General features: G+C 39.9%; 10 protein-coding genes. 8 read left to right on the top strand and 2 right to left on the bottom strand.

All coding sequences use genetic code 11. The features are described 5' to 3' along the window. Positions 1-52 precede the first annotated feature (52 nt). The 4 genes from E7A03_RS09200 (at position 53) to uvrC (ending at position 7,373) form a co-directional block, all read left to right on the top strand. Positions 53-349, top strand: coding sequence for a hypothetical protein (locus E7A03_RS09200; RefSeq protein WP_227036835.1), 297 nt, complete (start codon positions 53-55; stop codon positions 347-349). Continuing rightward, positions 349-2,526 carry an excinuclease ABC subunit UvrB gene (gene uvrB, locus E7A03_RS09195; protein ID WP_004697449.1) on the top strand — a complete coding sequence of 726 codons (2,178 nt, stop codon included), beginning with the start codon at positions 349-351 and terminating at the stop codon, positions 2,524-2,526. Before E7A03_RS09200 ends, uvrB begins: the two co-directional genes overlap by 1 nt. Before the next feature lie 134 nt (positions 2,527-2,660). Then, the gene (gene uvrA, locus E7A03_RS09190; protein WP_278472365.1) at positions 2,661-5,513 is read left to right on the top strand and encodes an excinuclease ABC subunit UvrA; all 2,853 of its coding nucleotides are present in this window, start codon (positions 2,661-2,663) and stop codon (positions 5,511-5,513) included. Between the two features lie 33 nt (positions 5,514-5,546). Next, the gene (uvrC, locus tag E7A03_RS09185) at positions 5,547-7,373 is read left to right on the top strand and encodes an excinuclease ABC subunit UvrC (RefSeq protein WP_101928181.1); all 1,827 of its coding nucleotides are present in this window, start codon (positions 5,547-5,549) and stop codon (positions 7,371-7,373) included. Positions 7,374-7,420: 47 nt separating this feature from the next. Here the strand turns inward: uvrC and E7A03_RS09180 are convergent, their stop codons facing one another. Further along, positions 7,421-8,764 (bottom strand): MATE family efflux transporter, encoded by a 1,344-nt coding sequence (locus tag E7A03_RS09180; RefSeq protein ID WP_101928182.1) that lies wholly within the window; start codon positions 8,762-8,764, stop codon positions 7,421-7,423. 270 nt (positions 8,765-9,034) lie between these two features. Between E7A03_RS09180 and E7A03_RS09175 the strand changes: the two genes are divergently transcribed. The 4 genes from E7A03_RS09175 (at position 9,035) to E7A03_RS09160 (ending at position 12,507) form a co-directional block, all read left to right on the top strand. Beyond that, the gene (locus E7A03_RS09175; protein ID WP_278472361.1) at positions 9,035-9,694 is read left to right on the top strand and encodes a TerC family protein; all 660 of its coding nucleotides are present in this window, start codon (positions 9,035-9,037) and stop codon (positions 9,692-9,694) included. A 200-nt stretch (positions 9,695-9,894) separates the two neighbouring features. Beyond that, positions 9,895-10,563, top strand: coding sequence for a TerC family protein (locus E7A03_RS09170; RefSeq protein ID WP_101928184.1), 669 nt, complete (start codon positions 9,895-9,897; stop codon positions 10,561-10,563). Further along, positions 10,563-12,053 carry a 23S rRNA (uracil(1939)-C(5))-methyltransferase RlmD gene (gene rlmD / locus E7A03_RS09165; RefSeq protein ID WP_278472357.1) on the top strand — a complete coding sequence of 497 codons (1,491 nt, stop codon included), beginning with the start codon at positions 10,563-10,565 and terminating at the stop codon, positions 12,051-12,053. The genes E7A03_RS09170 and rlmD overlap by 1 nt, the downstream gene beginning before the upstream one ends. Before the next feature lie 193 nt (positions 12,054-12,246). Beyond that, positions 12,247-12,507: a hypothetical protein gene (locus E7A03_RS09160; RefSeq protein WP_024062202.1), complete on the top strand. Its 261-nt coding sequence runs from the start codon at positions 12,247-12,249 to the stop codon at positions 12,505-12,507. On the opposite strand, the gene E7A03_RS09155 is transcribed toward E7A03_RS09160, so the two are convergent. Further along, positions 12,508-12,737, bottom strand: a 230-nt coding sequence (locus E7A03_RS09155) for an IS3 family transposase (RefSeq protein WP_287509257.1), incomplete at its 5' end; no start/stop codon positions are given.

Here is a 12,737-nt window from a genome sequence, read left to right as displayed (position 1 = left end):
ATATGTAGAATCTGAAAATAAAAAAAATGAATGTAATGTTAGCCTAGAAAATATGAATAAGATAGTTAGCTTAATCGAGTACTTCGGTATTGAACTATATCGCCCCATTACGAGATTGCTACTTTCAAACTGGGAAGAAATTACAGAACGTATTAATAACTATACTGAATCAGATTGGATGATGGCTGATGAAATCCAGAAGACCACACCTACACTAGATCGCTTTTCTATTGCTATGCTCATCGAAGTCTTAGAAGGTGAGGATACGTTGAATCAAGCGGAAAATGTAGGTCGTCGTTTGACGGATGAAGAAATGAAAGCCATCCGTAAACATCAGGATGAACAGTAATGAAGCATAGTACATATAATTACGAGGGGGGCCAACCATTTAAAGTGGAGGCGCCCTTTACGCCTACAGGTGACCAACCTACCGCGATTCAATCTTTAACAGAAGGTATTGAACGTGGTGAATGGGCGCAAGTTTTGCTCGGTGCCACTGGTACTGGTAAGACTTTTACAATGGCTAAGGTTATTGAAGCAGTTCAAAAGCCGACCTTGATCATTGCTCATAATAAAACCTTGGCGGCTCAATTATGTAGTGAATTTAAAAGTTTCTTTCCAAATAATGCGGTAGAATACTTTGTATCTTACTACGATTTTTATCAACCGGAGGCCTATATTCCTTCTAGTGATACATATATCGAGAAGGATGCGTCTATTAATGATGAAATCGATAAACTGCGACATAGTGCTACGATGAGCCTTTTTGAGCGCCGCGATGTCATTATCGTTGCCTCTGTTAGCTGTATTTATGGCTTAGGTGACCCTGAGGACTATTCTGATCTTGTATTGTCCTTGCGCTTAGGTCAAACTAAATCGCGCGATGAAATCTTATCTAAACTCGTAGATATTCAATATACGAGAAATGATATGAACTTTATCCGCGGTACCTTCCGTGTACAAGGGGATACAATTGATATTTTCCCTGCCGCTTATAGTGAAAGAGCCATTCGTGTGGAGCTCTTTGGTGATGAAATCGACCGCCTCGTAGAGGTAGATTCCTTGACGGGTGAAGTTATTGCGGAAAGAAAACACGTTGCTGTCTATCCAGCATCTCACTATGTAACGACGAAAGAGAAGATGAATATTGCTGTAGAGCGTATTGAAGCCGAATTAGATGAGCAGTTGGCGAAGTTAAAAGCTGCTGACCGTCTATTGGAGGCTCAGCGCTTAGAACAGCGTACCCGTTACGATATAGAAATGATGCAAGAAATGGGCTATTGCTCGGGCATCGAAAACTATTCCCGTCATATGTCTGAACGTAAGGCTGGGGAAGCACCGTTTACATTGATTGATTATTTCCCAGATGATTTCCTCATCATGGTGGACGAATCGCATGTGACGATGCCTCAAATTCGTGCTATGTATAATGGTGACCGTGCCCGTAAAGAATCTCTTATCGAATACGGTTTCCGTCTTCCTTCTGCATTAGATAATAGACCTCTTCAATTCGATGAATTTGTAGAGCGTATCAATCAAATTGTATACGTATCGGCTACACCTGGCCCATACGAAATGGAAGTAGAAACGAATATTGCAGAGCAAATCATTCGTCCTACGGGCCTATTAGATCCATCTATAGAAATTCGTCCTATTAAGGGGCAAATGGATGACTTGCTTGGAGAAATTCACAAACGAGCTGCCAAGAATGAACGGGTTCTTGTTACGACATTGACGAAGAAGATGGCTGAGGACTTAACGGAATTTTTGAAGGAAATGGGCGTACGAGTTCGTTACCTTCATTCCGATATTGTTACTATTGAGCGGGCTGAAATCATTCGTGATTTGCGGGCTGGCGTATTCGATGTATTAGTTGGTATTAACTTGCTTCGTGAAGGTCTCGATATGCCAGAGGTTTCCTTGGTTGCTATCTTAGATGCGGATAAGGAAGGTTTCTTGCGTTCCGATACGGCCATGATTCAAACTATAGGTCGTGCGGCTCGTAATGTGAATGGTCATGTTATCATGTACGCAGATCGTGTAACAGGTTCCATGCAACGAGCTATCGATGAAACCGATCGTCGTCGTGCCGTGCAAGAGGCTTATAATATTGAACATAATATCACGCCTAAATCTGTATCTAAAGATGTAAAAGAGCTTATCGAATTAACGAAAATCGAAGAAGATATGGTTACCGAGGGAAAGGGACTTTCACCGAAAAAAGGAAAACAAAAAAAATCCTCAGAGGGCATGGACCATGGACACGAATCATATGTTCAAGATACATCAGCACCTAAGGTGGCAGATATAACACCGGAAGAATTGTACAATAAGATTGAAGAGCTAGATCGTCAAATGAAGGCCGCCGCCAAGCAGCTTGAATTTGAATCCGCTGCTAAATTACGTGATCAATTGGGCGTATTACGTCAACAATGGTCCGATATGCATAGTGCAGGAGATAGCAAGTTGAAGAAGCCTGCTTCTACCAAATCTAGAAAGCGGACGAGTCCAAAAAGTAAATCTTAAGAGCAATTTTAAAAGATTGTAAGAAAACACATAGATTATATAGACTATATGTGCGATAATATACATATATTATTTCATGTTAGTAATCGGAGAGATGATGCCGTTTGGTATCATCTCTTTAAATAGGAAAGATAATGAAAGATCAATTGATTGTAAAAGGTGCGCGTCAGCATAACCTAAAAAATATTGATATATCCTTGCCACGTGATCAGTTTATCGTCTTAACTGGCCTCAGTGGTTCTGGTAAATCATCCCTAGCATTTGATACGATTTACGCAGAAGGACAACGACGTTATGTTGAGTCCCTGTCTGCGTATGCACGTCAATTTTTGGGACAAATGGATAAACCCGATGTCGATTATATTGAAGGTTTATCTCCCGCCATTTCTATCGACCAAAAGACGACGAGTCGCAACCCTCGTTCTACGGTTGGTACCGTAACGGAGATTTACGACTATTTACGTCTCTTATTTGCACGCGTAGGTCATGCACACTGTCCAGAATGTGGTAAGCCTATTACCCAGCAAACAATACAACAAATGACCGACGATGTAATGAGCTTTCCCGAAGGTTCAAAGATTTTAGTGCTGGCCCCTATGATTCAAGGTAAAAAAGGGGAACATAAATCGGTGTTTGAACAACTTCGCAAAGAAGGCTTTGTTCGTGCTCGAGTAGACGGTGTAGTGCGTACCTTGGACGAAGAAATTGTATTAGAGAAAAATAAGAAGCATTCCATCGATATCGTTGTGGACCGTCTCGTTGTAAAAGAAGGCATTGAATCTCGGTTGGCTGACTCTATGGAGACCGCTTCAAAATGGGCAGAAGGCATCGTTGTGATTCAAGAGGTAGACGGACCTGAACACATGTATAGCCAACATTTTGCGTGCCCAGATTGTCATATTTCATTACCTAAAATTGAACCGCGTATGTTCTCTTTTAATAGTCCGTTTGGTGCGTGTCCATCTTGTTTAGGGATTGGTTCTACTATGGAGGTTGATGAGGAGCGCATTATTCCAGATGGATCTATTAGCTTTGCCGATGGTTGCGTGCAAGCCTTGAGCTCCAATCCTAATGCTTGGTTTATGCGTCAAGTAGAAGGTCTATTAAAAGCTAATGGATATTCCTTAGACTCCACCTATGATGAATTGCCGAAAGCATTACAGAAAAAGGTGATGTACGGTACGACGGATAAGGTAAGTTTCACCTATGAAAATATGAGAGGTGAGATAAAGGAATTCTTTACTGAGTACGAAGGTATTTTACCGATGGTTAAGCGCCGTCATAGTGAAGCCTCTACAGACTCTATGCGTGAAGAATTTGAAAAGTTTATGTCTATTAAGCCGTGTACTACATGTCATGGGGCTCGTCTTAAACCTGAAGTATTAGCTATTACTGTAGGGGATAAGAATATCAACGAAGTAACGCAGTTAACTATTAAAGAAGCACTCGATTTCTTTGGTAATCTACAGTTAACTGAACGTGAACAAGTGATTGGTGCTCAAATTTTAAAGGAAATCAATGCTCGTCTAGGTTTCCTTAATAATGTAGGTCTCGATTACCTAACAATGAACCGTAGTGCAGGCACATTATCTGGTGGTGAAGCACAGCGTATTCGTCTAGCTACGCAAATCGGCTCTGGTTTGGTAGGTGTATTGTACATCCTAGACGAACCGTCCATAGGTCTACATCAACGAGATAATGATCGACTTATCGATACCTTAAAAGGCTTGCGGGACTTAGGTAATACCTTGCTCGTTGTAGAACACGACGAAGATACGATGCGTGCGGCTGACTATCTCGTGGACATTGGTCCAGGTGCAGGTGAGCATGGCGGTCAAATTATTGCCGCTGGTTCTGTTGACGAAGTTATGAAGGTAAAAGACTCTATTACTGGTCAGTATTTGAGTGGTCGTAAATTTATTGCTCTTCCGGAAGAACGCCGTAAACCAGGTAAGAACTGCATTGAAATTCGCGGTGCTAAGGAAAACAATTTACAAAATGTAAATGTAAAATTTCCTATTGGCTTGTTTAATGTTGTTACTGGTGTCAGCGGTTCTGGTAAGTCTACCTTGATTAATGAAATTCTCTACAAAGGTTTAGCTAATCAATTATATCGCTCTAACCACAAAGTAGGGGCTCATAAAGAAATCCGTGGTCTTGAACATATCGATAAAATCATCAATATTGATCAAAGCCCTATCGGACGTACACCTCGTTCCAATCCAGCTACATATACAGGTGTATTTGATGCCATACGCGAACTATATAGTCAAACACCGGAAGCAAAGATGCGCGGTTACAAACAAGGGCGCTTTAGCTTTAACGTAAAAGGTGGCCGTTGTGAAGCTTGTCGTGGTGACGGTATCATTAAAATTGAAATGCACTTCTTACCAGATGTGTATGTACCTTGTGAGGTTTGTAAGGGAGCCCGTTATAACCGAGAAACCTTAGAGGTTAAATACAAAGGTAAATCTATTGCAGATGTACTAGATATGACGGTAGATGATGCGGTTGAGTTCTTCAGCGCTATTCCGAAGATCAATCGTAAAATGGTTACCTTGCAAGAGGTGGGTCTTGGCTATATTCGTTTAGGTCAAGCCGCAACAACCTTATCTGGTGGTGAAGCACAACGCGTTAAATTAGCTACTGAATTAGCTCGTCGCAGCACAGGTAAAACGCTATACATCCTAGATGAACCTACTACAGGTCTTCACGCCGAGGATATTCGCAAGTTATTACACGTATTGCAACAACTCGTAGAGGGTGGCGATACAGTTGTCGTTATCGAACATAATTTAGATGTTATTAAGATGGCTGATCACATTATTGATCTTGGTCCTGAAGGTGGTAATCGCGGAGGCACTATCGTGGCAATTGGTACGCCTGAGGAAATTGTTAAGGTGAAAGAAAGCTATACCGGGAAATTCTTAGGTCCTGTATTGGAACAGACTAAGAAATTTATGAAAGCTGCAAAAAATAAGAAATAAAACATCTAAAAATCTACAAGGAAAGGAGGAAATATGCCGTCTGAAGAATTACTGGAAAAGGTTAGCCATTTGCCAACTACACCAGGCGTATATTTGTGGCGTGATCAATATAACCGAATTATTTATGTAGGTAAGGCTATTAACTTGCGAAATCGTGTGCGTTCCTATGTGCGTAACGATGCAAATCGCGCACCAAAGGTTACGGCCATGATGAAACGAGCCGTCGATGTGGAAGTCATTCAAACAAAAACGGAGATGGAAGCGCTCATCTTGGAGAATACACTTATCAAGGAGCATGAACCGAAATATAACATTAGACTTCGTGATGATAAGACATACCCATATGTAAAAGTCTCTGTGCAAGAGGATTACCCACGCGTATATATGACGCGTCGTTTAGAGCGGGACGGAGCCAAGTACTTTGGCCCTTTTACAGATGTCACATCTGTTCATGTGGTACTGAAATTAATACGACAGTACTATCCATTGCGTACCTGTAAGTCTATGAAGGTAGAACGCCCATGCTTACAGTATCATATGCATTACTGCGAGGCGCCGTGTTTTAATAAAATATCGGTACCCGATTATCGGAAGTATATTGACGAAATCATAGAACTTTTTGAAGGTAAACCTATACCATTGCTAAAGGAAATTAAATCAAAGATGGAGGCTGCTGCAGAAGATTTGCGCTTTGAAGATGCTGCACGTTATCGTGATCAATTGTCTAGCATTGAAAAGATACAAGAAAAGCAACGCATGGTTACTCAACGTGGCGATTTAGACGTCTTAGGATTGGCTGTAGATACATCGATGGCCTGTGTACAGTTGCTATTCATCCGCGGTGGTCGTCTGTTAGGCCGTGAGAATTACTTTGTGCAACATGATGGCGATAGTTCAGAAACCATTATGACAGACTTTATCAAGCAATACTATGGAGATACAAACTTTATTCCTAAAGAGTTGTTACTACCTATGGAGAGTACAGATAGAGACTTATTAACAGAATGGTTTACACAGCTCAAAGGTCAACATGTAGATGTATCTGTGCCACAACGTGGCTATAAGATGGATATGATTAAGATGGCGCATGAAAATGCGGAAACCTTCCTTGAAGAACGTCGCCGTCAGTGGCAGCACCAAATCGATAAGACTGGCGGAGCGATTAAGAAGCTAGCCGAGATTCTCGACTTACCACGCTTACCGGAACGCATGGAATGTTTCGATATCTCCCATACACAAGGCTCTGAAACCGTGGCGTCCATGGTTGTCTTTGAAGGTGGCAAGCCAGCGAAAAAGGAATATCGTCGTTTTAAATTGAAAACTACGCAAGGTAAATCTGATGACTTTAAGTCTATGGCTGAAATTATGGAACGACGCTATGGTAATGAAACAGATTGGCCTATGCCAGACCTCATTATTATCGATGGTGGTAAAGGTCAGCTCAATGCAGCTTTGCCGTTGATTCGTGCAGTAGGTGTTACTGATGTGCCAGTTATCTCTTTGGCTAAGCGTATTGAAGAGGTCTTTGTAGAAGGGCAATCTGAAAGTATCATTTTGAGTCATCACACGCCGGAACTTCAATTACTCCAACAAATTCGTGATGAAGCCCATCGTTTTGCCATTACTTATCACCGTAAGTTGCGGGGCAAGCGAAATCTTGAATCTATTCTAGATCATATTGAAGGCATCGGTCCTAAACGCCGTAAGGCCTTATGGGCTCACTTTAATAGTTTAGAGGCCATGAAAGAGGCATCTATTGATGAACTAGCAAATGTAGAATCTATGAATTATAAGACGGCAGAAACACTATATAATTTCTTCCGTATGTCCAAAGTAGAAAAACAAGATATACTGAAATAAAAAAGAGCATCTTACATAAGATGCTCTTTTACTGTATTAACTGTTATTTAGTTTTGTTTACGTTGAATGTACCATGTACGCCATGTGAATAATATACCTGCTACTAGTACGCTAGAGAGTAAGCCAATCCATACGCCAAATGGTCCATAATTAGGATTTTTAGCAAGGGTATAAGCTGTTGGAAAACATACACCCCAATAGGAAATGAGTGAGATGTAAAGAACTACTTTAACATCCTTGTAGGCTCTTAGAATACCTTGTAATGGAGTACCTATGGCATCGATGGCAGCAAAAAATACGCCATACCCAAGGAAGTGATAAATAAGCTCATATACTTCATCATCATTGGTAAATAGATCAGCAATATTATCCATATGAGTGAACGTAAAGGCGCAAATGAGAACGGCTATGATGATGGCCAATACACGAGAAATATAAGAGTATTGAATGGCTTCCTTTTTTCGCCCTGCACCGAGTTCATAAGCAACGGCAATGGTAGAAGACATGGCAATGCTTAATGGTAAGCAGTAGAATACATTAGTAAAGGAAATAACCGATTGATGAGCTGCTACTACAGCAGATCCAAAGTGAACCATTAAGAGACCAGCAATGCTAAAGATACTAGCTTCAAAGAAGATGGAAAAACCTATGGGAATACCAACTTGTAATTGTTCACGGATATAGTGGAAATTAGGACTATGGAAATCTTTATAGATGCGATAGCCTTTTAACTTAGGATGCAATAGAATGACTAAGCTAAATAGAATAAAGTTCGTCCAACAGGCACCAGCAATACCGTAGCCAGCTCCAACGCCACCAATTTCAGGAAAGCCGTAATGTCCAAAGATGAGTGCGTAGTTTAAGAATACGTTAATCACAAAGCTTGTAAAGACAATGGCCATGGAGTAATGCGTCAATCCGTGAGAATCGACTGTATTACGCAAGGTATTTACCCAGAGTAATGGGAATAAACCAAGTGCAAAGGCTTTCAGATAACTAATACATACCTCGGTGGCAGCGGGTTCAAGATTTAAATATGTCAATAAAGGGCGTAAGCCGAATATACCAATTAATAAAATTAAAAATGCTAGTCCTGTACCGATGAAAAGGCCTTGATGAAAGATTATTGGAATATCATCTGTTTTCTTAGCTCCTAATAGTTGAGAAATGATTGGCGTGATACCCATTAATGTACCTTGTGCAAAGATATAGAAGAGGAGCCACAAATTATATCCCGTAGCGACACCAGCTAAATCAGTCGTACTATATTGCCCCGTTAAAAAGATGGCGATGAAGGTAGCCCCAATCAGGGAAAATTGAGTGATGCACATTGGAGTAAATAGTTTTATGAACAACCATAATTTTTGCAGTATAGAATATGTTTGATACATACTAACCTCCCTAGTAACGATATACTATACCATACCATAAAGTAGCTTAATTTAATAGCCAAAACCTAAGAAAAAAAGGAATTAAATATATAAAGAAATAGAGCCCATATTATGATTATGTAAGGGGAGAAATGAGCTTATATAAACTATCTTATTTAATAAGATAGAGTTATGATAAAAACGTATATATATGTTGATAATTGAATTTTACACTACCTTACTATATCGATTATAATATATACACTGTTATTTTATTCTAAGGAGGATACATTGGACATCTTAACTGTACAAGGATTATTGGCGATGCTTCAAATCATCGTTATTGATATTTTATTAGCTGGTGATAATGCCATTGTTATTGGTATGGCGGCTCGCAACTTACCCGCAAATTTACAGAAGAAGGCGATTTTCTGGGGCACAGCTGGCGCCATTATTTTACGTCTTGTTATGGCATTCCTATTTGTAGAGGCATTGAACAATATTCCTGCTTTACGTTTAGTAGGTGGTATCCTTCTTTTATGGATCGGTTACAAGCTTGTTGTTGATGATGAAAGCGAGCACAATATTGAGGCTAAAGATAACTTGCGCGCTGCTATCATGACCATTGTTATTGCAGATGGAATTATGGGTATTGATAATGTTATTGGTGTAGTTGGTGCCGCTGGTGGTGATATGACATTAGTTGCTATTGGTATGCTTATTACAGTACCTATTATCATTTATGGTAGTACTTTATTTGTAAAAGTGATCGAACGCTTTCCAATCATCCTTTACGTTGGTGGCGGTATCCTTGCCTGGGTGGGTGCAGCGATGAGTGTGGAAGATAAATTAATTTCACATACCGTAGAACCGTATGCATTACTCATCAAAGTCGGAGCTGTTATCCTCGTAGTAGGGGCATCTTTGTTAGCTAAGAAACTTAAAAAATAATGTAATAAATCTCTTCTTCTAGTCATAGGAGGAGAGATATTTTTTCGTAAAAGTATAGCCATTATAAAGAACCTTATAGGCTAATCTTAAGAATAACAGTGGTAATCTAAGAGCTTTCTTTTAGATGAGAAAATAGAGAATTTGTGGTATAGTTAAGGGATAGTTATTGAATTAGCAGAGTGAATTGAGGTAAGTATAGAATGGAATTTTTAGAAGCTGCAACGTGGATAACGATTAGCAAAATTATTTTGATCGATATTTTATTGGCAGGAGATAATGCCGTCGTTATTGGTATGGCAGCGGGTAAATTGGCGCCAGAATTACAAAAGAAAGCCGTTATCTGGGGTACAGTAGGGGCTATTGGAATGCGCCTTGTATTTGCCACTCTTTTAGTGGAAGCACTTACTTTAATTCCTCTTATTCACTTAGGTGGTGGCCTTGTACTTGTATGGATTGCCATTCAACTCTTAAAAGGCGGAGATGAAGAGGCACATATCGAAGCTAAGAATTCCTTAATGGGAGCCATTTGGACAATCATTGTGGCTGATGCGATGATGAGTATCGATAATGTAATTGGCGTAGTTGGTGCCGCTAAAGGACATTTAGAGCTCGTTATTGTTGGTATGTTGATTACTGTTCCCATCATTGTGTTCTGCTCCACACTATTTGCTCGTATCATCAATAAGTTTCCTGTCATTCTTTGGGCTGGTGGTGCGTTATTAGGTTGGGTTGCTGGTGAAATGATTGTGGAAGATCCACTTCTTATGCCATATATTCAAGGTGAAGAATTGCTCGTGAAATTTGGCACTGTATTCTTCGTACTTATCGTAACTGGCATGATTAAAATTTGGAAGAAAAGAGACTCGTAATGAACGGTACAAGTTGTACATCTCGTAAAAAGAAATCTAAACAACAACGTAGAAATGGTAATCGTGCGAATACAGGTCAATCAGTTACTAGTACATTATCTAAGAAGCAACAGGCCATACTCAATGCTCCAGTTAAGTTAGGTGATGAAGTATTAGTTACTATTCATGGTATCGGTAGTAGTGGTGAAGGTGTAGGTCGTGTAGATGACTTTACGGTTTTTGTTCCCTTTGCCTTGCCTGGGGAAACCGTGAAAGTATCCATCAATATGGTGAAAAAGACTTATGCTACAGGGCGTCTGTTAGAAATTGTTACCATGGCTCCTAATCGTATCGATCCGCGCTGTGATCTCTATGGCTTTTGTGGTGGATGTCAGTTGCAACACATTACCTATGAAGGCCAGCTTTCACTAAAAACACAAAAGGTGAAGGACGTTATCGAACGCATTGGTCATCAAAATCCAGAACTTGTAAAACCAGCATTGGGACCTAAAGAACCATGGGCGTATCGTAATAAGATGCAAATGCCTGTGGGTGGGACTAAAGGGAATATTCAAATGGGATTCTATGCGATGGGATCACATGATATTGTGCAAGGTACGAATTGTCCCATTCAAGATGAAGGTAATAATATCATTGCTCAAGCTTGCTACCAAATTGCTAAAGAATTTGATATTGAGCCTTATGATGAACATACTGGTAAAGGTGTGCTACGTCATGTAATCGGTCGCATTGGACAATCTGGATGGATGATTATCCTTGTAACCGCGACAGAACACTTGCCACATCAAGAGAAGTGGGTTGAAAAATTAACTGAACGAGTTCCCCAAGTGGAAACCATTGTTCATAATGTAAATGGGAAGCGTACTAATGTTATATTAGGGCCTAAAAATACTGTTCTCTATGGGGATGGAACGATTACAGACCATATCAAGGATTTACGGTTTACCTTATCTCCACATTCCTTTTTCCAAGTTAATCCTGAACAAACTACGGTGCTGTATGACCAAGCGCTAGCTTATGCGGATCTAAAAGGAAATGAAACAGTTATTGATGCGTACTGTGGTACAGGCACTATTTCACTATTCTTGGCACATAAGGCAAAACATGTTATCGGTATTGAAATCGTAGAACCTGCTATTATCAATGCTCGTGAAAACGCCCAACGCAATGGCTATGATAATACAGAGTTTATCGTTGCCGATGCGGCCGTAGAAATGCCAAAACTTTACAAAGCAGGCGTACGACCTGACGTTATCGTATTCGATCCAATCCGGGCGGGCTGTAAAGAAGAAGTACTAACCTCTGCGGCGGGTATGGAACCAAAACGTATTGTCTACGTATCCTGTAATCCTGCAACCATGGCACGAGACATTGAAATACTAACACACTACGGCTATGAACTACAAGAAGTACAACCTGTAGACATGTTCCCTATGACAGCGCATGTCGAAGCTGTTGCTTTGCTTACTAGGAGCGAAGCGACGCAGTGAGCATTAGCACTGCCCATACGATAGGCGTCCAAGAACACGAGGGAAAGACGAAGTGTGATTGGAAACGCCGAACCGCTGAGGCAGTGGCTTTGCTTACCAAGAGTGAAAGGACGCCCATATAATCAAATTTAAAATAGAAAAACCTAGAATTCATTTAAATTACAATTTTAGATTTAATCTTGTGAGGGATAATATGGATTTTATACATGATAGACATAGTAATATCCTTTTCAGTCTTTATGGTAGTAAAGTAAATAGAATTAAAATTCATAATAAAACATTAACGTTAACAGTTGACGAAATGTATCAATTGGTAGATGGTGAAGAAAAAGCATTCTCAGGAGAAATATGTTTTAACAACTGTGATTTAGATTTGGGGAATGTACTGATATTTAACAAAACCTTGGGTGAAGGTCGCTTTTTGATCTGCACCCATTTTCTTGGACAGATATAATTAAGCTATTCTTTGGGAATGAGTTCGGTATTCTACCGGGCTCATTCCTTTTAATTTGAGCTTAATACGTTTTGTATTGTAATAATCAATATAATCTTTTAATTTGTTGATAAAATCTTCATAGGAAGTAGATTCCTCTAAATATAACAACTCTGATTTTAGTAAGCCAAAGAAGTTTTCCATCACGCTATTATCCAAACAGTTTCCTTTTCGAGACATACTTTGGATGA

The sequence above is a fragment of the Veillonella parvula genome, from assembly GCF_032472435.1.
In the GTDB taxonomy this organism is placed as follows: domain Bacteria; phylum Bacillota; class Negativicutes; order Veillonellales; family Veillonellaceae; genus Veillonella; species Veillonella parvula_N.
This window is presented reverse-complemented; position numbering and strand designations above follow the sequence as displayed.

Excerpts from the sequence above, each read along its gene's own strand:
- E7A03_RS09160 (WP_024062202.1), top strand. The coding sequence starts at position 12,247 with ATGGATTTTATACATGATAGACATAGTAATATCCTTTTCAGTCTTTAT.
- E7A03_RS09170 (WP_101928184.1), top strand. The coding sequence starts at position 9,895 with ATGGAATTTTTAGAAGCTGCAACGTGGATAACGATTAGCAAAATTATT.
- uvrA (WP_278472365.1), top strand. The coding sequence starts at position 2,661 with ATGAAAGATCAATTGATTGTAAAAGGTGCGCGTCAGCATAACCTAAAA.
- rlmD (WP_278472357.1), top strand. The coding sequence starts at position 10,563 with ATGAACGGTACAAGTTGTACATCTCGTAAAAAGAAATCTAAACAACAA.
- uvrC (WP_101928181.1), top strand. The coding sequence starts at position 5,547 with ATGCCGTCTGAAGAATTACTGGAAAAGGTTAGCCATTTGCCAACTACA.
- E7A03_RS09180 (WP_101928182.1), bottom strand. The coding sequence starts at position 8,764 with ATGTATCAAACATATTCTATACTGCAAAAATTATGGTTGTTCATAAAA.
- E7A03_RS09200 (WP_227036835.1), top strand. The coding sequence starts at position 53 with ATGAATAAGATAGTTAGCTTAATCGAGTACTTCGGTATTGAACTATAT.
- uvrB (WP_004697449.1), top strand. The coding sequence starts at position 349 with ATGAAGCATAGTACATATAATTACGAGGGGGGCCAACCATTTAAAGTG.